The organism is Streptomyces sp. NPDC048278 (genome assembly GCF_040652195.1).
In the GTDB taxonomy this organism is placed as follows: Bacteria; Actinomycetota; Actinomycetes; order Streptomycetales; family Streptomycetaceae; genus Streptomyces.
Window position 1 is genome coordinate 21,420 of record NZ_JBEZLP010000060.1, and the last position, 19,668, is coordinate 41,087.

A 19,668-nucleotide genomic window follows, 5' to 3' on the forward strand; every position below is an offset into this window, starting at 1 on the left:
TCTCACATCACGACCATGGCGGCCTTCTTCTTCGGCTTGTTCTGACCAGCGGCGATGGCGTCTAGGTACGCCTCCCACGACAGGCACCCGGCCATCGAGCCGTCCATCGACAGCGGCGACTGGTGCCTCTCTTTCTCGATCACCCACAAGGGTTGGCCCTGCTCGTCGAGCATCTTCAACACCTTCTTGCGGGCGTTGCCGATGTGGCGGGCCAGCACCGGGTCCCCGGAGTGGGTGAGGCGGCCCGACTGCATGGCACCCAGGTACGCCTTCAGGCTGTACGCCATCGCCTTGAGCCGGTTCGTCCACCACTCGGTGACGCGCTTCTCGCCCCACCGGCCCTTCCACAGGCTGAACATGCCCTCCCAGTAGGGGGGGTCTCCGTAGAAGCGGACGACATCCCACGTGGTGAAGGCGTGCACCAGGACGGCGTCGACCTCGTCCTCGGGGCACTTCCAGCCCGGTCCACCGGGGTCGTTGGCCCCGGGCGGGCACTCCCAGATGCCCAGCGGCCACTGGAATCCGGTCGCGAGATGGGTGGCGACCAGGGCGGTGGCGTCGCGGAACTGCGCGCCGTCGAACCCGATCACGATCTTGTCGCCCTTGGGTGGCAGTGGCTGATCGGGCCGGGCCAGTTCCGCCCACCGCTCGACCGAGAACGCCTGACGGCCGGCCTGGACACGCCGGTTCAGCCACACACGCTCCCAGTACGCCCGGTCGGTGTCCGGCGCGTTGTACAGGGCCACGATCGCGTCGACCTGGCCCTCGAAGTCGGGCCACGCGGCGATGCTCGGACCGCTCGCCTCCCGCACGGCCGCCCGGATCGTCTCCTCGTCGTCAAGGTCCTCGTCCGGCCGCGGGGTGGCCTCGCGGTGGAAGAAGAACAGGGTGCGGTCCGTCGACTTCCCCGAGGCGACCAGCTCGGCGAACTCGTGCGTCCCCTGCGCGACGCTGTCCTCGCCCGGGGTGTACGTCGTCGTGGTCTCCAGGGACCAGGGGTCGAACAGCATGATCTTCGGGATGTTCGCCAGCATCGTTCCGTGCGCGTCGCGGTGCCGCGGCAAGGTGAAACGGTGCGTCTCGTCGAAGTGCTGGAAGGTCGTCCGGGCGCCGTCACGGCTGTCCGGCGAGGAAGCCAGGGCGACCGCCCGGCCCCGGCCGTCGTACCGCATGATGCGGTCCAGGCCGGGGTCGAACAGGTCAATGTCCGGGCCCTCGGTGACCATCACGTACAGCGCCCCGTAGGCCAGCTCTTCGGTCTGCTCCTCGGTGTAGGCGACCATCGGGATGTACGGATCCGAGACCGGCACGCCGACGGGCTCGCCGTCCGCGTCGAAGCCGTCGCAGCGCACCGGGCCGTCCGGGTGCAGCTCGGCGAACGCCACGGCGGCAGCCAGCTCCGTCTTCGCCGTGCCCTTGCGCACCGACAGGCCCACCCGCTTGAAGCGCCGCTTTCCAGCGCGCGAGTGGCCCTGCGGATAGACCTCGTACCAGCGATAGATCAGCGCCCGTTTCTCCGGGTCCAGCACGTAGGGCTGGCCGCGCAGCGCGCCCGGGCCGTGAACTGCGCGCTCCTCGATGAGGTCGCAGACCTGGGGTCCCAGCGTCGGCCACGGCTCGGAATCCGGCGCGGGGACCATCAGGACGCCCACGGCCTACTCCACCACGTGCAGAGCGGCTCGCGGGTCGTCCGGTCGACGCCCGCTCGCCGGCCGCCGGCGGGGCCGCACTGCTCGCTCGTCCTCGTCGGTCGCCACCCGCCAGCGCAGCCGCAGCAGCGCCAGCGGCGTAAGCCCCAGCCGGTCACCCAGCTGCCGGGCCTCCTTCGCAGCGTCCAGGTCGCCCTGCTCCGCCCTGGCCTTCCAGCGGACGTACTGGGCGACCTCACGCACCCAGCCTGCCCGCTCCCACTCAACAGCCTGTGGAAGCACCCATAGCTGCTCCCACAGTTCGGCCTCGACGCGCTCCTGGGCGGCGAGTTGCGCCGTGAGGATCGCTGCAGCTTCCCTCGCAGTGTCGGCCTTGCGCTGCGCGGCCGTCCGGCGGCGGCCGGTCAGGGTCGGTTCGGCGAGCTTGAGTTCGAGGTCATCAGACGTGCGCTGTGCAGTATCCCTGCGGGTCTGCAGGGCGATGTCGGGCAGGAGAGGCCAGCGCGGAGGTGTACCTTCGCGGCCGGCGGCGGGCAAGTTGACCATGGCCACGGAGGCGTTGCGCCGCCGGGCGTTCGGCTTCGGAGCAGGGCCCATTCCGGCCATGCCGATCACCTCCACGTGCCGTTGCGGCACATCGAAGGGGCCCGACCGTTGCAGCCGGGCTAGTTACAGTGCGTGATGCTGGGGCCCCGTCCGTGGGCCTTCCAGACCCGTACAGACAGGCAGCTCCCTCCCCGGCGGTCCTTTGGATGATCTTGCTTTGGGGTCGCCCCCCGGGTGATCATGGAGATTCGTCACGCTTGGTGAGCATCTGACCTGCGGAAAGGTGCAGGTCGACCACCAGCGGTGACACCCGCTCGACCGCCCAGCTCTGGTTCTGGTCGCGCGGATCGACGAGGCGCCGGCCGTCCTGGTCGATGCGGTAGACGGAGTAGCGGATCAGCCGCTGGTCGCCGGCCTGCTCGATGCTCAGCCAGTCGGCGACCACCGTCGATGGGTCGATTCCGTTCGCCTCCAGCCACGTGCCCAGCGTGGCACGGTGCTGCTCCACTGCCTCGCTGTCGAAGACCCTGAGCACCACAGCGTCAGGTGCCGCAGTGACAGGGGCGAGTGCGGCGACCTCTATGTCGTGCTCGAAGAGGACGACCTCACCGAGACCGAGGGCGTGACGGAGGCGGCTCGCCCCTTCGCGCAGTGCGTCGAGTGCTTCCTCGCTGGTCTGTCCACAGTTGCTGATGAGCAGGGTGTCGCCCGGCTTGAGCACGACGGTGCGCGCCGCGTTGCTGATCATCGGTGCCATCCTCCGGGCTGCTCGGCTGCGGTGTGGCTGCTGTGGCACGGTCCGCACAGGCCTCGGCCGTACCGCGGGTCGTTGGGGTTGAGGCCTGCCTGGACCAGGGCCCGGCGGTCCTGGGGGTGGTGGTCGGCGTGCCGGGAGAGCTGGCCGCACGGGCTGCCGTGGCCGTGTGCCTGCTCAGTGCAAACACACGTCGGGTCGCGCTGGAGCACTGGGTTACGGAACAGCTCTTCGTGCTCGGTGCCGTAGCCGCGCTGGCGTGCGGTGCCGCGCCGCTGCTCTGCCTCGCGACGGTGCTGGTCGCACTTGCCGTGCTGGGTGTACTCGGGGCAGCGGGGTTCGGAGCAGACACGCCATCGGAGGGACTTGACCATGGCACCTCCGCTACCGTGTCCGGTCTTGGGGGGTGATCCTGATGAAGACGGATCCTGCTGTGGGTGTGGTCGCTGTCGGCATCGTGCTGGCGTTCGTCGGGTTGTACACGCACGTCTGGTGGCTGTTCCTGCCGGCCGTGTGCCTGTTCGTGGGTGCGGTGGCGGCGACGGCACGGCAGCGTCGGACGGGGCCTGACCCGGAGGTGACGTTGCGGCCGGGTGGGGACGGCCGACCGTGGCGTGGGCCGCGGGCCTGATTCAGCTGCCCCCGGCCCAGAGGTTATTGGCGTCCGGGGTGTAGCCGGACAGCGTGATGGAGGCGGGGAGCGCCGTCTGCCCCGAGGCGCTGCGGCAGAACCGGTAGGCGCCGACCGACAGGTTGGCGTTGCCGGGCGTGAACGTGTTCCCCAGGGTCGATCCGCACGCGAAGACGGGGCTGGTGGTCCCCACGAAGAGGAATGCGGCGAAGAGCTTCCCTGCGGGTGCCACGTAGGGGGTCAGCAGTGGCATGGCCTTGCTGCCGACGCTGTTCCACACGGTGGACTGGTCGGCTGTGATGCCGGCGCGGGACCCCGCGGTGGTGTAGTAGCCGGCGAGGCACTGGCCCGAGGTCAGACCTGATCCGGCGGTGCCGATGACTGCGTGGACGTTGGACAGGGTGTCGGCCTGCCTGAGGATCAGTTCCACCAGGTAGATAAATCCGGTCGACAGCGCCGTCCCGTTGGGTGATGAGCAGGCGGGGTCGAACGACCAGGCCTTCAGCCCGTGGTCGGACGGTACCCACAGATTCCCGTACGAGGCGAGGCTGAGTGCGCCGATCGCCGTGGGGCTGATGGCGTCCGAGCCCCCTGCGGCGTGGCTGGAGGCGTGGGCGGTCGGCGTGCGGGCGTTCGTGGTGGTCGGGTCGTCGGACTTGAGGGCGATGGTCGGACCTGCGCCAGCGGCGCCGAGCGACGGCTGCGGGCCGGTCGCGCCGGTATCTCCCTTGGGGCCTTGAGGTCCTGTATCGCCGGTAGCTCCCGCGGGGCCAGTGGCGCCGGTCGCGCCTGTTGGACCCTGGGCACCCGTCCCTCCGGCGGCTCCGGTCGCGCCTGCAGGGCCTTGCAAACCTGTGGCGCCGGTTTCGCCCTTCGGTCCCTGCTCGCCTTGCGGTCCCTGGGGGCCGACGACGATGAGGTAGTCGCCGTCGTCGGCGACGACCGGCGTGACTTCGGCGATCTTCAGCTCGGGGGTCTCCTTGGAGAGGCGGACCGGGAAGCTGACGGTGTCGGCGTCGTAGAACGAGAGGGTGAGCTGGTAGGTGCCGTTGTAGGGGTTGATGCCGTCGGCGTCGTTGGCGGCCACGGTGATGGACACGTGGCCGTTGGCGTCGAAATCAGCGCGGGCAGGCCCTTGGATGGTCACACCGCTGTCGGCGTGGACGAGGCGGCCGGCGGTGGGTTCGAGGCGGACGTGGCCGACCATGGCGATGCCGTCGGGGTGGGGGTAGTCGCCTACCAGGGTGACGGTGGCCATGTCGTCGGGCAGTGGCATGAGCACCTCCTCGGGGGTCTGGTCGACGGCGACATGGGCGGGTTGCTCTCTCCCGCGCCTCCGGTTGTCACCCGGTCTCCGTGCCGCCGTCGGTCTTATGGGGTGGCGAGCAGTTCCCCGACGATGGGTCAGACGCGCGGGGGCCAGGTCCAGGCGTGGGTGTGCTGGATGTCGTCGAGGCTGTCGGCGTACTTGACGGAGGTGCGCCACTGGACGGCGTCGCTGTCCAGGAGGACGCGGACGTTGATGACGTCGTCGTTCCAGACGCGCGTGATGACGGCCGGCGCGATGTTGGATCCGTTGTTCACCGCGGGGTCCGCGGGGACGAGGACGACTCGGCCGAGGCTGGGCGTGGGCATGCTGGTCTCCCTGGTGTCTGGGGCACGAGCGGGGCAGTGGTCAAGTGGCGCCGATGCCAACGAGTCGTAGAGCGCGGGGCCTCGTGGCTTTCTCGGCCTGGGCGAGGTCGGCGAGGGCGTAGAGCGGGTGGCCGCGCTCGTCGAGGCCGGCTGGCTTGAGGTGGCCGCGGGTGCGCCAGTTGCAGATGGCGGAGCGGGTGACGGTGGCCGAGTCGGCGCTGAGGGTCCGGCGCCACCGTGTGGCGAGCTCGGCGGCCTGGGCGCCGGTGTACAGCTGCACGTCGATCGCCTCCCGGATATGCCGCAGCCCCCGGGCCTGGTGGTCCGGGGGCTGCGGGCCGGTGCGCGACGTCCGGCGGTTGTGGCGCTGATCATCAAATGGGTAGCAAGTGAGCGCAGGCACAGGTGTGGCGCTGTCACCATGTTCACGCTAGGCGTCGATCTTGTCCAGCGGCGTTCCCGCAGAGTGCGCGGCGGCCTGTCTGGCGGCCAGGTACCGGGCGGCGTACTGGTCGTACTCCTCGGGGGTCATCGTGTGTCCGCAGGCGAGGCACCGGATGTCCCACTGGCCGTCGGTGGTAACGAGGGTGCACAGGTCGCAGGCGGGGCAGGGCGCGGCTCGGGGGTGGTGCCGCGGCTGCGCGTGGGTGAGGCCGCGCAGGCGCCGGACGAGGTCGTCGAGGGCGCGGTGGAGGTCGGCGGCGAGCGGGAGCGTGAGGGCGTACGGCAGGTAGGCGGTGAGCCACGTGCACCAGCCGGTGATGGTCTCCCCCCGGCTGGGCCATGCCTGTTCGCAGGGCTGGGTGCGGGCGACGCCGTACGGGTCGCGGGCGGCGGCCGGGTACTGGTAGGCGATGTGGCCAGCCCAGGCGCCGAGGACGGCGGCGATGGGTGCGGTGCCGTCGTCGTCGGGGCCTTGGGGGTCGTACCGGCCGGGGCCGAGCAGGGTGAGGACGCGGAGGTCGACGGGCGCGGGGCTGTGGGCGCGGCCGGAGCCCGGGCGGCCCTGGGCGGGGCCGGCGGCGGGCGCGACGAACTCCTGCAGGAGCAGGGCCTGTCCGGGGAGCTCGGCGAGCCAGCCGCGGAGCTCCCCCGCGTGGACCGGGCAGAGATGGTCGTGGCCGGGGGCCGCGCGCGGGCACAGGGTGCAGGCGGTCATCGTTCGCGCTCGCGGTGTGCGGCGTCGAGGACGGCCCTGGCCTTGAACAGGTCGGGGAGCGGGACCTTGCCCTTGCGGCGGCTGGCCCGGTCCTCGCCCATGACGTACTGGCCGAGCTCGTCGAACTTGTCGAACACTCGCTTGGTCGCAGCGTCCATGGCTTCCTTCGTGGCCGTGCCGAGCTGGTCGACCTGCTTCTTGACCTCGGCCATGAAGAGCTCGTCGACGAGGAGCGGGACCAGTTCGCGGGCGTCTTTGACCTCGCGGCGCAGATCCTTCAGCGCGCCGTGGGCCTCGCGGATCTCCTCGCGGAGCTCGTCCCGGATACGGGTCAGGTCCTCGATGCTGGGCTGGTTCACAGGGCGCGTCCGTTCTCGTCGCGGGCGGCACGTTCCTGCAGCGTCTGGCTGACGCGCTGCTGCGTCTCGGTGACGGTCTCGGCGAACCGGTCCTGGGCCTCGGTGCTGGGGTCGTGGTCGACGACGGCGAGGACGGCGCCGATGACCTTGGCGATGTAGCAGCGGGGCATGATCACGTCGAGGGTGGTGTCGGCCTGGTCGCCGCTCAGGTGGTGGCCGCGCAGGCGGGCGGCGATGGCGAGGTCGCCGTGGTCGCAGAAGACGGACGAGGCGACGCTGACCGGGCCGCCGAGGGCAAGGAACGGGCCCGGGGCCGGGGTGGCGGGCGGCGGCGCGGCGTGTACGCGGGTGTCGGCCCAGAGCTCGTGTGCCTTGGCGCGGCAGACGGCACACAGCTCGTTGTAGCGGGTCTGGCCGGGGCAGGTGCGGCAGGCGGTGTGGGGCCGGAGGTCGAGGACGCCGATGCCGCGCAGGGCCGCCGCGCACCCGGGGCACACGCCGGCGGGGAGCTCGGCGGCGGGGTCGGTCTCCAGGGGCTCGTCGGGGACGACGGCCAGCTCCAGGCAGCCGGTCGGCAGGAGGGCACCGGCGGTGGGTGGTCCGAAGAGGGTGGGGAACAGGTGGCGTACCTGGGGGTCGGCGGTGGCGTAGGGGCTGTACGGGTTGGGCTGCACCGTGGTCATGATCGTTCTTTCTGGGTGGTGGGCTGGGGGCATTCGTACTGGCGGGTAGGGGTGGTGGTTCGCGCGCGGGCGCGTGCCTGCGACTGCGCGCGCGGAACGCAGGCGCGCGCGTACGCGCGTGATGCGGCGCGGGCGAGGAGCCGGCCGGCCACGGCGACGGTGCAGACGAGGAGCGCCGCCGCGGTGACGAGCAGGAGGACGGCCAGGACGGCGACGGCGGCGAGGACGAACAGGCCGGGGGCGTCAGGGTGGGCCGGGCAGAACGCGCCGGGGGCGCAGCTGCTCATCAGCGCTCCCCACGGTGTATCGGGGGCAGGGCGTCGATGGCGCGGCAGGCCTCGAAGTCGGCGACGCGGGCGCGGAGTTGCTCGCGGCGTACGCGGAGGTCGTGGATGCGGTCGCGGATCCAGTCGGCGGCATCCATGGCGAGGATGGCGAGGACGACGACCAGGCCGAGGCTGAGGACGCCGGCGACGCCACCGATGGCGCCGACGAGGAGCATCTGGGTGAAGGTCATGGGGTGTCTCCGGGGGTGGTGAAGATGGCGTCGTAGAGGGCGTCGAGGTCGAGGTCGGCGCGGATCAGGTCGTCGGCGTGGTGGGCGCCGGCGATGCATCGGCGTTCGTCGCAGGCCTCCGAGATGCGCGTCATGCGGCCCTGGGGCGGGCGGCCGTGGTGGCGCTCGAACGCGATGGCGCGGGCGTTGGGCCGGGCACCTTCGGCGTAGAGGGTGGGGGTGCGGCCTCGCCACGGGCCGGTCCACAGCAGGTGCGTGCCCTCGGTGCGGGCGTGAAGTGCGAACACCGGTTCGAGGGCGCGGGAGGCTCTGGGGGTGGGTCTGCAAGGGACGTGGTACGTGCGGCGGATACGGAGGACGGTGGGGCGGGCGATACCGACCTGGGGTGCGATCTGCCGGGCGGGGACGCCGGCGTACAGGAGGTCGACGGTGCGGGCCTCGATGGCGACGATGTCCTCGCGGGGTCGGCGGCCTCCGCTGCCGGGTGTGCGGTTACCCCCGCGGCGGCCCTCGGGCAGCGGGATGCCGCGGGTCCGGCGGGTGAGAAGGATGGTGGCGTTGGAGACGTGGAGCTGGGCGCAGATCTGGCGGTGGGTGGCGCCGGCGCGCAGCAGCTCGGCGACGTCGGCGCGGATCCTCATCGTTGCCACCTGACGGGTCGTACGCCCTGGCGGACGCGGGCGGCGGACATGCGGTTCGGGGTCGCGGTACGGCGTGGGGGCGGGACGGTGCAGGTCGCGGCGTGGGGCATGTGCAGGGCCTCGGCGCCTTCGGTGGTGGGGCGTTCGCGGGTGAGCTGGCGTACGAGGTAGCGGCCGGTGTGGTCGCGGCGGACGCAGCAGTTGCCCTTGGCGTCCGGGGTGGCGTTGATCATCTGGGCGCGCTGGTTGACGGTGACGCACCAGATGACCTCGGCGAAGCAAGTGGGGCACAGGCCTGGGCCGTTGGGGGCGGGCGGGCGCGGGGGCGGGTAGGGCATGGCATCGGGTCCTTCCGGGTGGTCGGGCGGCGTGTCAGGCGGTGTGGCTGATGGCCGGTGGTCCGGGTCGTGCGGTGTGGGGGGTGGTGCGGGTGCGGCCTCGGGGGCTGGTGCAGGGCTGCGTGGGCCGTGCCCGGCAGGTGGGGCAGGGGGCCGCGAGGTCGCCGGTCGTGCGGGCGGCGGTGCCCATGGCGGTGCGGGCCTGTGCGGTGAGGGCGCGGATGCGTTCGGGTGCGGGCATCACCGGCAGGGTGGCGGGCGCCGTCACCGGCGGTGTGGGGCGGGTGGGCTGCGTGCCTACGGTCGGTGTCCCAGTGGCGGGCTTCGTCCGGGACGGCGCCCGGCGGGTACGCGGAGCGGGGCGGGGGCTCGCGGGGGTGTCGGCGCAGGCCTTGCAGGGCTCGCCGGTGTGGGCGAGGAATCCCCAGTGGCAGCCGGGGCGCCCGCACTTGGAGCGTGGGGGCAGGACGGCGCCGAGGAGCCAGCGGCCGGGGTCGACCAGGTCCTCCTCGGGGGTCCAGGCGCGCATGCGGGCGACCTGGTCGCGGATGTCCTCGGGGAGGAACCCGGTGTCCCGGACCTGCCGGAGGATCTCCCGGACGATGCGCCGCATCACGAACGCCGAGACGTCCGGCAGGAGGTCGGCCACGGGGTCCAGGACGGGGCCCACGACGTCCCACGCGTCCCGGCTGAGGGTCAGCTGGGGTCCGGCGTACGCCGGGGGCGCAGAGGGGCGCACAGCGCTTCGAGGGACGGCCGGGACGTCCGGGGCTACCGGATAGTTACCCCCAGCGCCGTTACTCACGGTATCCACAGGCGAGGCAGGGCACTTACCGTCGTCTCGCCTCCGGCGGAAACCCCCACCGGCCGTGGTGATCCTCGTGTCTGTCAGTCCAGCGTCTTCCTTGATCGCGAGGGATCCGCCATCCGCGCCCGCTGCCGATCCGCCATGTGTGTCCGGTTCCCCGGGAGCGGCGGCGACCGGCTGCAGCGGGAGGTCGTGGACGTCGTAGAGGTGGCGGCCGTGCGCGCCGGCGCGGCGGTGCACGGTGATCCAGCCGAGGTCCTCGAGTTCGTCGGTCATCCGCCGGGCGCTGCGCTCGGTGACGGCCAGGAGCTCGGCGAGCTCGGCCGCAGTGACCGGTGTCCGGGTCGCCACGGCGTACGCGAGGGCGCAGTACAACCTGAACAGGGGGCGCCTCAGCCTCTTGGCGGCGAGGACCGGGACGTACGCGAAGTGCTCGCCGCGGACCACCGGACGAACCCGGCGCTCGGCGGTCTCGCCGTCGCCGTCGGACGCGGTACGGCGCACCGTGGTCAGCTCGGGCTCGCCGTCCGGCCCGGGCGCGGACAGCTCCTGCAGCACCCGCTCGGCGGTGCGCTTCGAGTCACCCATGTACGAGGCGAGGACGGACACGTGGGCTCGACACCCATCCGCGCGCTGCGCGAGGGCGGCGACCTGGGCCCAGTACGCGACGGCGCCCGCCGAGTAACTCGCCGAGCCCCACACGCGCTTGGGCACCTTGACCTTCTGCCGGTGCCAGGACGGCACGGTCTCTGCCGGGGCCACGCCACCGGCCCCGCCGCGGGCGCGGCGGGGCTCGGCGGAGGCCTCGGGCAGACGGGTCACGGTGTCCTAGCTCGTGTCGCCGGCGACGTCGTGGCCGCCGGATTCGGGAACGGTGTAGAGGGCGCCGCACGGGCCGCGGCGGATACCGGGGCCGGTGTGGCGGTGGACGGCGCCGCAGCCGCCTGCTCCGTCGCAGCGCACCGTGTACTCGGTGCGCCCCGACGTGACGATCGGCTGCGCGGTGATCGCGGCCGGGCCGCCCCAGCGGGGCGGGTCCGCCGGCAGCAGCGGTAACTGCTCCGGGACGCTGCCGCTCATGAGGTCGGGCCGGTATGGGCTGGCTCGGTCCGGACGGTCACCGGCGGCAGCGTGAGCGTGAACGCCCGGGCCAGGACGTGCCCGGGCCCAGACACCGGACCCGGCTCACGGCGGAGCAGACCGGCCCTCTCCAGCGCCTTCACTCCCATCCGCAGCTCCAGGGAGGACATGCGCGTCGCCTTGCCGAGGTGTCCGGCGTCGACCTCGGTACCGGCACGGAAGGTCCCCGAGGCGGGCGCGAGATGGGCCAGCGACCAGCCCAGCAGCCGTGCCTTGTAGTGCAGGTCCACGACGGCCAGGAGCGCTTCCTCCCACGCGTGCCGGTCGAAACGGGGCGCGGCCGGGGCCGGGCGGGCGGGTATGCGGCCGGCCGCCAGATCGGCCGGGGTCGGGAAACGCGGGGCGGGTGCGTCGGTCATCTCGGGGCTCCCTTGCGACGGGTGGTGACGGGGGCGGGACGGAACTGGTCGGGCACGTGGGCGCAGGCCCGGTCCAGGTGCTCGGTGAGGTAGGCGACGTCGGCCGCGCCGACCGCGACGTACTCGCAGCCGTGACGGCACGACCAGACGGCCCGGGGCAGGTAGCGCCAGTGGCCGGAGGCGGTGCGGTACTCGCCGGAGTCGAAGTGCAGGCCGAAGAACCGGACGGCGGGCGGCCAGGCCGCCCTCGCCGTGCACTCCTCGGCCGCCACGGTCAGCCCCCAGCGGGCACGGACGGCGCCGGCGCCGGGCTCGGCGCGGGCCGCGCGCCGGCGGCCGGGACGCAGCCGAGTACCGCGAGCAGCAGCAGCGCGGACAACAGGAACCAGACGCGGTACACGGAGCCTCCTCGATCAGGCGGGTGTTCGATTGGACGGTCCGGCCGCCCCCCTCGGGGGCGGAGCTGAGCGGCCGGGCGGCCGGACCGGTCTCAGGCGCCCGGAGCGGGTGCGGGCGGGACGGGTCTGCGCGGTACGGCGAGGCCGGGTTCGGGCGGCCCGACGCTGATCAGCCGGACGTGGAACGGCAGCCCATAGCGGATGTCGCCGGCGGCGACGCCCTGCCGGTATCCGGAGGCGAGCGTCACCAAGGCCTGGACGATCAGCCGCTCAGTGTCCACGCCGGTGGTCGCGAGCTCGGCCAGCGCGGTCCGCAGGGGCGGCCACTGGGCCAGGTCGATGTCGACGGTGAGCCGGTCGTGCGCCGGGATGCGCCGCGGCAACACCGGTGGCGCACCCTCGACCGGCCGGGCGGCCGAGGCGGCCGGTTCCGGCGCGGCCGGTGGCGCATCCTGCGGCGCGGCCTCGGCGGGGGCAGCCTCGGTGACCTGCGGCGCATCCGGATCGTCCGGCGCATCGACCGGCGCATCGGCCGGCTCATCCTGCGGCTCGGGCTGGCTCGCGAGCAGCTCCAAGTCGCGGCGCACCGTGTCCTTGGAGATGCCCAGGTGCGCCGCGATCTGCCGCTGGCTCTTCCCCTCGGCGGCGTGCTGGCGCACCAGCGTGAGCCGGTCCGCGCGCGTCACTCGTCCACGTCCTGGAAGTCGTCGGCGTAGTCCTCCGGGCCCAGCGCGGTCGCCATGCCCTCGGCCGCCCACTCGTCCGCAGCGCGCGGGTCCGGCAGGACCGGCAGCGGGACGACGACGGCCAGCTGCACGCCGTGCGCGTCCTTCGGCTGCGGCAGCAGCACGACCGTGCCGCCGTGCGGCATCGGCGTGACATGCCGGCCGGTGAGCTCCTCGCTGTAGGTGAACCCGGAGGCGTGGTCGACGGCCGCTTCCCGCTCCTCGTACAGGCCCTCGATCCCGACGTCGGTGACCCTCGCGCCGACGGTGACGACGGCGTGCAGCTGCTGGGGCAGCGCCGGGCACTCATGCGGCTCGCTGATGTAGTCGGCGTCCGGGCTGCACGGCGGCCGGTGGCCGCGCGGGCGCGCACAGTCGGCCTGTCCCACCGTGATCCCCGGGGCGCCGCACGGCGGCAGCGGCTTGTGCGAGCGCAGCCGGGCCCGGGCCAGCTCGGGTTCACCGTGCTCCAGGTACCGCACCGCGTCGGCGGCGGCTGCGGCCAGGTCCCGGGCCGACGTCAGCGCGCCCGCCGCGGCTGCCGCGCCGAGACTGCGGGACGGGCCGTCGTGGACGACCTGGCCGTCCCGGACGATCGTCAGCCGGTGCGGCCCCGCCTCGAACCACAGCTCGTAGATCGGGCAGTCGGCGGCCTCGGTAGCGAACGGGCCGGCGAACTGCGCCTGCTCCGGCGGCACGCCCGGACTCACGGCGAGCAGGTGCAGGCTCATCAGGCCAGGCGGAACGTCGCCGGGCCCGCTCGTCTCGTCGACGATGTAGGTCTCCCCGGACGCCGGCGTGTCCCCGGCGGCCTCATATGCGATGTGGACCAGGTCACCGGGGCGGACCGGGTACCAGGGCGCGGACTCCAGCGCACTGCCGGCGGCCATGAGGGCCCCGACCTCACCGACGATGTCGCGGCGGCGCTTGGCGTCCTCGGCCTGGGCGACCGGCGACAGCGGCTCCTCGGGGCGCGGGCGGCCGTAGAGGCGGGTGAAGATGTGCTCGGCGAGGCCCTCGGGCTTGCCGGTCCAGGCGTGCTTATGAGGGGTGCCGTCCGGGTTGGCGGTGCCGGGCAGCGTCTCCTGCACCTCGACGGTCAGGAAGGCCGGCGTGGCGCCGGGGATGAGGCGCTCGATGGCCTCGGTGATGATCTCCAGTCGCGGGTCGCGACGCATGATGCTCTCCAAGTGGTGGCCCGGGCGGGGCGGGACAGAGCAGGGGTCGATGTCCCGCCCGGCCCGGGGGTTCAGTGGGTGGTGCGGCGGCAGTACTCGGCGAACCAGCGGGCGCGGACGGCCGGGTTGTCCAGGCAGAAGCGGGCGTGGCCGCGCGTGCGGCGCACGCGGCGGGCGCGCATCAGCGACCACTCGGGCTCCCAGTGGGTGACCTCCGGCGCGGCCTGACGGCGCGGGGGCTGCACGATGCGGGCGGCGGTCCGCTGCTCGCGCTCGCGGCGCGTCTCGGCGACGCCGGCCACCACGAACAGGACCAGCAGGACGAGGACGCACCCGATCAGCAGGATCTCGACGCTCACCGCGCGCCTCCCTGGCGTTCGTCGTAGGCGACCAGGGCGATGTCGAGGTACACGGCGTGCGCCCACCGGCCGGGCGGCGGCCGGTCGCAGCCGCAGCCCAGCCCGCACAGCGCGGCGTGCATCGCAGCCTCGGCGACCGTGGCCGGGTCGGCGAGGTCGTCGACGTCGAGGACCACCAGGTCGCTCCCGGACCGGATGGCCCAGCCGCCCAGGTGCGACCACTCCACGGTCAGGCCCTCGGCCTGGACGTCGAGGGTGGCCAGGTCATCGTGACCGGGCAGCCACACCAGCCGCGCGAACAGCTCGGGCGGCTGGCGCTTCCCCATCACCGTGCCCTCCCGGCGGGTGCCGGCCTCGACGAGGTCCGGCAGTAACTGCAGCTCGGCGAGCGCGGCGTAGACGGCGTCGGCGTACGGCAGGTGCGGCTGAGTCGCACGGGTGGCGTCGTCCACGGACAGCTGGCCGCTGCTCGGGATGCCTTCCTGCGCGGTGCCGGTCGTCGGCTGCTCCTCGATGGCGTTCATGCCGCACCTGCCTGCAGCTCGTGCTCGGCGACGCGGGCGCCGATCCAGCGCGCGGCTGCGAGCACGGTGCGCAGCGGCGGACCGCCCTGCCCGCGGCCGTCGTTGGAATGCGCCCACTGGATCCGCTGGCCGAACCCGAACTGGCCCTTCGGGTCGGGGACGGCGAGCGTGGCCCACACGCGGCCCCGGAGCTTGCCCGTGCTCTGGGTGATCTGCCCGACGACCGAGGCCTCGGTGACCTCCCGTACCCCGAGCCGGGTCACCACGAAGTCGTGGGGGAAGTCCTCGTCCCGGAGGTCGCGGCCCATCCACGGGTCGGCCGGCCAGAGCAGCAGCTCGGCCTTCCGCTGCGGCGCGAGACCGTAGGCGATGCGCAGGGTGCTGGTGCTGCTCGTCCTGGTCTCCTCGGTGTCCTCGCCCGTGATCACGGTGGCGGCGCCGCAGGACCGGCACACGATCCGGACCTTCACCCGGTCGAAGAACGCGCCGTGCGCGCACTGCTCGTCGGGGCACTCGTGCTTGGCGAGCGGCTCGCCGTACCCGCGGTACTCCCGGCGGTACTCCCGCTCGTCCGTACGGAACGCGACGTCCCACGACGGCCGCTTGCAGCCGTCACGGTGCTGCGGCTGCTCCCACCCCAGGTAGGTGTCGAGCGCGGACTTCACTGTCCACCCCCGGAGGCCTGCTCGTCGGGGTCGACGGCGGCGGCCTGGTCGTCGGCGGCGAGTTCCTCGCCCGCGCGGGCGAGGGCGGCCATGACGCACGGCGGCGAGCAGTACCAGCGCGGCTCGTCGTCGACGCCGGCGACCTCCAGCAGCGCCCACCCGGCCATCGCGGGGTCGGAGGTGTCGTAGTCGTCGACGGTGCCGCAGCCGTCGGTGGGGCAGGCCGTACGGGTGGCGCGGGCCTCCTCGTCCAGGAGGCTGCCCAGCGCGATGCGGGCCTCGCCCTCGACGACCAGGTCCGCCCGGCCGCCGTACGACGACACGCACTCGACGACGACCTGCCGGTGGGTGGTGTGCGCGTCCGGCACCGAGGCCCGGCCGGTCCAGGACAGCGTCATGGGCAGGCCGTCGTAGGGCGTGGTCGCGTACTCGGAGGCCGCCGCAATCTCGGCGACCGGCAGGAGATGAAACCCGGGGCGGCCCTCGATGAGTCGGCCCACCGCATCCACGCGCCGCTGGGCGCCGGCCATGCGGGCGAGCTGGTGACCGCGCTCGGCGAGCTCGACCTGGTCCTCGGCGTGGGCCTGCTCGGCCGCCGCCGCGGCGATGTCCTGAGCGCGCTGCGGGTCGAAGAGCAGCCCGGCGTCGGCCTCGGCCTGCGCGAGCTCGGCCGGCGTGGTCGCGCCGTTCGTCATGGCCGCTTCGAGGACACCGGCGGCGGCTCGTACCGACACGGTGTTCGCGGAAACGTCCGGGGCGGCGGGGCCGGCCGGGACGGGGAGGACGGCGCCGTACGCCTCGAAGGCGGCGCGGGCCGCGTCCGACAACGGTGCGCGCTCCGGCAGCCGTCTGGCGGGGGCGAGTTCCGGGGGCAGTGCCCCGGGCGGGGTCTGGGAAGATGCGTTCACGGCAATCCACTCCTGCGGTAGGTCAAGGGGGTGGGTGGTCCGAGGGGTCGCGATCCGGGGTCCAGCCGGGCGCGGCCCCGAACTGTGTGATCAGGCGGCCGTCGCGCGGGCCGCTGCTTTTTCGGCGGCGATGGCCGCGGCGATCGGGGCGAGAATCGGCCGTAGCTCCTCGATGAGCTCGGCGGGAATCCCCACGGTCGTGAGGGCCCGGTCGGCCTGGGCGTGGGCGTCTGCGATCTCAGCCGGGCTGAGAATCCGGTGCCGCTCCTCGCGGGTCACGCCGCTGTACCGATGTCGTCGACGTCGAGTTCGAGGAGTTCCGCCAGGAGGGCACGCAGCCTCGGGCGCGGCGTGTAGATCCCTCGCTCGATCCGACTGATCTGCGACTCGTCCACCGGAACGCCCGCTTCAGCGCACTTATCAGCCAGATTCTGCTGAGTCATGCCGCGCCGCAGCCGCTGATGCTTCACTCGATTTGTGGTTTCGCTGGGCATGGACCACAACTTAATGCAGATCTACACAGGTGCACAACCCGCAGAACACAGCTATACACAGATCTAAGCAAAGGCCCGATTGCGGTAAGTTGCGCTATCCTGTGTTTCGCTGGTCAGAAGGGGTGCCGATGCCGGAACCGCATGAGCGGCTGGACGAGGCGATGAACCATCGTCGCCTTGAGCTGCGCCTGAAGTGGCGTGACCTCGCGAACGCTGCGGGCATCACGTACGAGGCATTGAGGTCCATCCGGCGCGGCGAATCCAGACCAACCGAGATCACCGCCCGGGCGCTCGACGACGTCCTGCGCTGGGCACCCGGCAGCGTCTACGCCATCCTCGGCGGCGGCGAACCCACCCTCCTCGAAGCACTGCCCGCAGGCGAGGACGCCCCGACGTCTCCGGCGGCCGGCACCCTCTCCCCTAACGAGGCCCTGCGGCGCGTCGTGCGTGCGTCGGCGAGAGAACTCGGCGTGACGCCTGACGGCTTCGACGAGGCCATGCGCCTCGCACGCCAGGATCTTGAGGCTTCACGGACACCCGAAGTCGTCCGTACCGATCTCTCCGACTTGGTGCGACTGGGGCGCGCCGAGGCAGGGCTGAGCCTGGAGGCCGTGGCGGCTGCCACAGCCGACCAGGCGAGCGGCGATCGGCTGATCGAGGCCGACTGGCTGGACCGTCTTGAGCGAGCGGCACTCAGCCCGGGCGAGCACCCGGAATATCCGCACCTGGATGCGCTGGCCATCGTTCTGCAGCTTGACCCCATCCGAGTACAGGACGCGGCCGGCGTTCAGTTCCTGGATGTCCATACCGTGTGGAGCAGCGACGGCCAGATCCGGGGCATGGCGGAGGGCGAACTCAGCGCCGAGGACGCCGCGAAGATGCAGGAGTTGATGCGGCTCTACCGCAAGGCTCCGAGACTGGATGGCTGAAAACTTTCTGGACTGCCAACTGCGCGCCGCAACACCGCAGTTGAGAATCAGGTAATAACAGAGCGTGAATTCGGTGTGGCCAAAAGTGATTGCTCTGGGCAAGATGGGTCCCCCGCGTGGCAGCGGAGCATCACGAATCCGCGCCGTCACTCCTGTTGCTGTGGCGGTGCGGCGTACTTGGGGGGACGCATGTCCTACAGGCCACAACAGATACGGGTGCACTACCGGACCGCGACACGCGGCGCGATCCCGGACGGGCGCACAGTCGACATCCGGGACCAGGCGGGCGGCCAGGCCGCCGTGCTCCTGGACGAGCGGCACTGCAGTCATCTGCTCGCCGACCGGATCACTCGGCTGTCCATGCACCAGGTCGTGCACGGGCACTGGCGGCAGAAGTGGACGGGCGCCGACCGGATGAGGGGTCCGGCCGAGGGCCTCATGATGGCCGTCTCGCGCTGGGAACGCGTGCCTGGCCACATGCTCCCGTCCGGACGGGTCGTCGTCGCCATCGAGGAGGACGGCAGCTGCGTCTGGCTCGTCGACGAGGACGAGTGCACGCAGCAGGCGCAGAACGAGATGAACGATCTGCTGCTGCGCCTGGCCGGAGACGGGCTGTGGCTTCAGTGCTGGATCCAGCGCCCGCCGCCGCCGACCACTGCCAGCCCGGCACCGCCCCTCACCGTACCGGGGGCTCCGCTGACCCTGAAGTAACGTTCCGCCCGGCTTCCCGCGGCTTCCGCTGGAAGCCGGGCTCACCGTAGAACGTGAGCTGGACACGGCCGGGCTCGATGCTCTTCACCCCGGGGGCCCTGGCCTTGAACAGCCGGATGTTCACGACTCGGCGAACCACCAGGCGCTTCTCCCCGATGTCCAGGGCATCCCATACCGCGTCGGCCTCGGGGTTGCCCACCAGGTCCCGCACGACAGGCGGGATGGAGAGCACCCGCGCATCCTGCTCGGCCCTCGCGATGCGAGGCAGCAGCTCCGATTCGAGATCAGCAAGGGAGTCGATCGAGAGCATCGGTGTGCCGTCCGCGCGAAACATCCGGGCCTTGGCGCGTGCCTCCTTCAGCTGCCGCTGATAGCCCTTCAGCAGAGTGCGCGCCTTCCGCGCCGTCGCCGAGGATGAGCTGTCGCCCGCCCGGAAGGCCTCCGCGGCCTGCCGCGAGCTCAGCCACTTCAGGATCGACTCGTCGCAGTACGCCTCGAACTTCGACTCGTCGACCGCGATGTGCTTCAGCTCGCACCGGTAGATCCCGCGCCCCGTACGGTTCGTCGTCCTCCTCAGCAAGGGGTCCACGTCGAGATGCTCGCCGCACCAGCCGATCCCCGAGTACACGTACTTCACGGCGGTATCGTGCGTGCCGTCCGAGGCCCGCTCGTCCAGGATGTCCTGGACGTTGTTGAACCGCTCCTCAGGTATGAAGCCGCTCCAGGTACCGTCGCCGGCGTCGTCTCCGTAGTGCATGCGCCGGCCGATGTAGGCCCGGTTCCGCAGGATCGTGCGCAGTGTGCTGTCTCCGAAGTCGTTCCCGTACCGCGTGGAACGCCCGGCCTCCCTGAGCTTCTGCCGGATGTGGTCGTAGGACTTGCCGGCCTCGGCCCACGTGAAGATGTCGCTGACGACCGGCGACCAGTCCGGGTCGGTGACCTGCTCGGTCAGGTCGCCGGTGTCCGGGTCGTACACGCGCTTGAAGCCCAGCGCGGCAGGGCCGTGTGGTTTCCCCTCGGCCAGGACTCGACGGGTAGTCCTGAGGTTGCGATCCCGGATGCCCTCGGCTTCGTCCTCCGCGCTCACCGCGTCCATGGCCGTCGCCTTACGGTCCTCTCGCTTCGAGAGGTCGTAGACCGTGCCGTTGTAGCAGAGCAGCACGCCGGCCTCATGGCAGGCCTTCCGCAGTCGGACGTAGATCTCCAGGTCGCGGTAGTAGCGGCTGGCCTCGAAGGCCACGACGATCCGGCAGCCGCGTGCGGCGATGCCTTCGAGCATCGCCTCGAAGTCGCGGCGTCGCTTTCGGGCGTGCCGCGAGGCGGAGACTCCTGGGTCCTTGAAGACGTCCGCGACGGGCCAGCCGTTGGTGTCGCAGAGGTCTCGTCCCTCGGCGAGCTGGTCCGTGACGCTGCGCGCTCTTTTCCCAACGGAGTTGCGTCCGTAGAGGTAGGCGTCGAACGGGGCGAGGTCCGGTCTCACCAGGTGCAGGTACTCGGGTGCGATGGGCATGGGCCGAAGCTAGCGCGAAAGACGGTCCTACTGAAAGGTTTCGGAGGA

The 19,668-nt window shown here is 72.2% G+C and carries 30 protein-coding genes; 2 read left to right on the plus strand and 28 right to left on the minus strand.

From position 1 onward, the window contains the following. Window positions 1-2: 2 nt before the first annotated feature. The 27 genes from AB0D74_RS48365 to AB0D74_RS48495 all read right to left on the minus strand — a co-directional run bounded on the left by AB0D74_RS48365 (window position 3) and on the right by AB0D74_RS48495 (window position 16,470). Window positions 3-1,652 (minus strand): terminase, encoded by a 1,650-nt coding sequence (locus AB0D74_RS48365; protein ID WP_362602324.1) that lies wholly within the window; start codon window positions 1,650-1,652, stop codon window positions 3-5. Between the two features lie 3 nt (window positions 1,653-1,655). Next, on the minus strand, window positions 1,656-2,255 hold the full coding sequence (locus AB0D74_RS48370; RefSeq protein ID WP_362602327.1) for a hypothetical protein: 600 nt from the start codon (window positions 2,253-2,255) through the stop codon (window positions 1,656-1,658). 178 nt (window positions 2,256-2,433) lie between these two features. Continuing rightward, window positions 2,434-2,943 (minus strand): hypothetical protein, encoded by a 510-nt coding sequence (locus tag AB0D74_RS48375; protein ID WP_362602330.1) that lies wholly within the window; start codon window positions 2,941-2,943, stop codon window positions 2,434-2,436. Beyond that, window positions 2,940-3,323 (minus strand): holin, encoded by a 384-nt coding sequence (locus tag AB0D74_RS48380; RefSeq protein ID WP_362602333.1) that lies wholly within the window; start codon window positions 3,321-3,323, stop codon window positions 2,940-2,942. The genes AB0D74_RS48375 and AB0D74_RS48380 overlap by 4 nt, the downstream gene beginning before the upstream one ends. 258 nt (window positions 3,324-3,581) lie before the next feature. Continuing rightward, on the minus strand, window positions 3,582-4,856 hold the full coding sequence (locus tag AB0D74_RS48385) for a hypothetical protein (protein WP_362602336.1): 1,275 nt from the start codon (window positions 4,854-4,856) through the stop codon (window positions 3,582-3,584). A 128-nt stretch (window positions 4,857-4,984) separates the two neighbouring features. Next, complete coding sequence (locus tag AB0D74_RS48390) at window positions 4,985-5,215, minus strand: hypothetical protein (protein WP_362602338.1); 231 nt, start codon at window positions 5,213-5,215, stop codon at window positions 4,985-4,987. A gap of 40 nt (window positions 5,216-5,255) precedes the next feature. After that, on the minus strand, window positions 5,256-5,495 hold the full coding sequence (locus AB0D74_RS48395; RefSeq protein ID WP_362602341.1) for a MerR family transcriptional regulator: 240 nt from the start codon (window positions 5,493-5,495) through the stop codon (window positions 5,256-5,258). Between the two features lie 150 nt (window positions 5,496-5,645). After that, window positions 5,646-6,374 (minus strand): hypothetical protein, encoded by a 729-nt coding sequence (locus AB0D74_RS48400; RefSeq protein WP_362602344.1) that lies wholly within the window; start codon window positions 6,372-6,374, stop codon window positions 5,646-5,648. After that, entirely contained in the window at window positions 6,371-6,733 is a 363-nt protein-coding gene (locus AB0D74_RS48405; RefSeq protein WP_362602347.1) for a hypothetical protein, read from the minus strand. Before AB0D74_RS48405 ends, AB0D74_RS48400 begins: the two co-directional genes overlap by 4 nt. Next, window positions 6,730-7,416, minus strand: a complete 687-nt coding sequence (locus AB0D74_RS48410) for a hypothetical protein (protein WP_362602350.1) — start codon at window positions 7,414-7,416, stop codon at window positions 6,730-6,732. Before AB0D74_RS48410 ends, AB0D74_RS48405 begins: the two co-directional genes overlap by 4 nt. Next, entirely contained in the window at window positions 7,413-7,703 is a 291-nt protein-coding gene (locus AB0D74_RS48415) for a hypothetical protein (protein ID WP_362602352.1), read from the minus strand. The genes AB0D74_RS48410 and AB0D74_RS48415 overlap by 4 nt, the downstream gene beginning before the upstream one ends. Further along, window positions 7,703-7,933, minus strand: coding sequence for a hypothetical protein (locus tag AB0D74_RS48420; RefSeq protein ID WP_362602355.1), 231 nt, complete (start codon window positions 7,931-7,933; stop codon window positions 7,703-7,705). The genes AB0D74_RS48415 and AB0D74_RS48420 overlap by 1 nt, the downstream gene beginning before the upstream one ends. Then, on the minus strand, window positions 7,930-8,574 hold the full coding sequence (locus tag AB0D74_RS48425; protein WP_362602358.1) for a hypothetical protein: 645 nt from the start codon (window positions 8,572-8,574) through the stop codon (window positions 7,930-7,932). The genes AB0D74_RS48420 and AB0D74_RS48425 overlap by 4 nt, the downstream gene beginning before the upstream one ends. After that, window positions 8,571-8,912 (minus strand): hypothetical protein, encoded by a 342-nt coding sequence (locus tag AB0D74_RS48430; protein ID WP_362602360.1) that lies wholly within the window; start codon window positions 8,910-8,912, stop codon window positions 8,571-8,573. The genes AB0D74_RS48425 and AB0D74_RS48430 overlap by 4 nt, the downstream gene beginning before the upstream one ends. 34 nt (window positions 8,913-8,946) lie before the next feature. Continuing rightward, the gene (locus AB0D74_RS48435) at window positions 8,947-10,542 is read right to left on the minus strand and encodes a hypothetical protein (RefSeq protein WP_362602363.1); all 1,596 of its coding nucleotides are present in this window, start codon (window positions 10,540-10,542) and stop codon (window positions 8,947-8,949) included. 6 nt (window positions 10,543-10,548) lie between these two features. Next, entirely contained in the window at window positions 10,549-10,800 is a 252-nt protein-coding gene (locus AB0D74_RS48440; RefSeq protein WP_362602366.1) for a hypothetical protein, read from the minus strand. After that, window positions 10,797-11,219 (minus strand): hypothetical protein, encoded by a 423-nt coding sequence (locus tag AB0D74_RS48445; protein ID WP_362602369.1) that lies wholly within the window; start codon window positions 11,217-11,219, stop codon window positions 10,797-10,799. Before AB0D74_RS48445 ends, AB0D74_RS48440 begins: the two co-directional genes overlap by 4 nt. Next, on the minus strand, window positions 11,216-11,491 hold the full coding sequence (locus tag AB0D74_RS48450; RefSeq protein WP_362602372.1) for a hypothetical protein: 276 nt from the start codon (window positions 11,489-11,491) through the stop codon (window positions 11,216-11,218). The genes AB0D74_RS48445 and AB0D74_RS48450 overlap by 4 nt, the downstream gene beginning before the upstream one ends. Before the next feature lie 2 nt (window positions 11,492-11,493). Beyond that, window positions 11,494-11,619: a hypothetical protein gene (locus AB0D74_RS48455; protein WP_362602375.1), complete on the minus strand. Its 126-nt coding sequence runs from the start codon at window positions 11,617-11,619 to the stop codon at window positions 11,494-11,496. A gap of 90 nt (window positions 11,620-11,709) precedes the next feature. Then, entirely contained in the window at window positions 11,710-12,303 is a 594-nt protein-coding gene (locus AB0D74_RS48460) for a helix-turn-helix domain-containing protein (RefSeq protein ID WP_362602378.1), read from the minus strand. Further along, complete coding sequence (locus AB0D74_RS48465) at window positions 12,300-13,520, minus strand: hypothetical protein (protein ID WP_362602382.1); 1,221 nt, start codon at window positions 13,518-13,520, stop codon at window positions 12,300-12,302. The genes AB0D74_RS48460 and AB0D74_RS48465 overlap by 4 nt, the downstream gene beginning before the upstream one ends. A gap of 71 nt (window positions 13,521-13,591) precedes the next feature. Further along, window positions 13,592-13,879 (minus strand): hypothetical protein, encoded by a 288-nt coding sequence (locus AB0D74_RS48470; protein ID WP_362602385.1) that lies wholly within the window; start codon window positions 13,877-13,879, stop codon window positions 13,592-13,594. Continuing rightward, window positions 13,876-14,403, minus strand: a complete 528-nt coding sequence (locus tag AB0D74_RS48475; RefSeq protein WP_362602388.1) for a hypothetical protein — start codon at window positions 14,401-14,403, stop codon at window positions 13,876-13,878. Before AB0D74_RS48475 ends, AB0D74_RS48470 begins: the two co-directional genes overlap by 4 nt. After that, window positions 14,400-15,068 carry a hypothetical protein gene (locus tag AB0D74_RS48480; RefSeq protein ID WP_362602391.1) on the minus strand — a complete coding sequence of 223 codons (669 nt, stop codon included), beginning with the start codon at window positions 15,066-15,068 and terminating at the stop codon, window positions 14,400-14,402. The genes AB0D74_RS48475 and AB0D74_RS48480 overlap by 4 nt, the downstream gene beginning before the upstream one ends. Then, complete coding sequence (locus tag AB0D74_RS48485) at window positions 15,065-15,976, minus strand: hypothetical protein (RefSeq protein WP_362602394.1); 912 nt, start codon at window positions 15,974-15,976, stop codon at window positions 15,065-15,067. The genes AB0D74_RS48480 and AB0D74_RS48485 overlap by 4 nt, the downstream gene beginning before the upstream one ends. Before the next feature lie 90 nt (window positions 15,977-16,066). Next, complete coding sequence (locus AB0D74_RS48490; RefSeq protein WP_362602397.1) at window positions 16,067-16,255, minus strand: hypothetical protein; 189 nt, start codon at window positions 16,253-16,255, stop codon at window positions 16,067-16,069. After that, window positions 16,252-16,470, minus strand: a complete 219-nt coding sequence (locus tag AB0D74_RS48495; protein ID WP_362602400.1) for a helix-turn-helix transcriptional regulator — start codon at window positions 16,468-16,470, stop codon at window positions 16,252-16,254. Before AB0D74_RS48495 ends, AB0D74_RS48490 begins: the two co-directional genes overlap by 4 nt. Window positions 16,471-16,598: 128 nt before the next feature. Between AB0D74_RS48495 and AB0D74_RS48500 the strand changes: the two genes are divergently transcribed. After that, window positions 16,599-17,399: a helix-turn-helix transcriptional regulator gene (locus AB0D74_RS48500; RefSeq protein WP_362602403.1), complete on the plus strand. Its 801-nt coding sequence runs from the start codon at window positions 16,599-16,601 to the stop codon at window positions 17,397-17,399. A gap of 189 nt (window positions 17,400-17,588) precedes the next feature. Beyond that, the gene (locus AB0D74_RS48505) at window positions 17,589-18,110 is read left to right on the plus strand and encodes a hypothetical protein (protein ID WP_362602406.1); all 522 of its coding nucleotides are present in this window, start codon (window positions 17,589-17,591) and stop codon (window positions 18,108-18,110) included. Here AB0D74_RS48505 and AB0D74_RS48510 read toward each other — a convergent pair. Further along, entirely contained in the window at window positions 18,076-19,620 is a 1,545-nt protein-coding gene (locus AB0D74_RS48510; RefSeq protein WP_362602409.1) for a recombinase family protein, read from the minus strand. The two genes, AB0D74_RS48505 and AB0D74_RS48510, sit on opposite strands and share 35 nt — an antisense overlap. Between the last annotated feature and the right edge of the window lie 48 nt (window positions 19,621-19,668).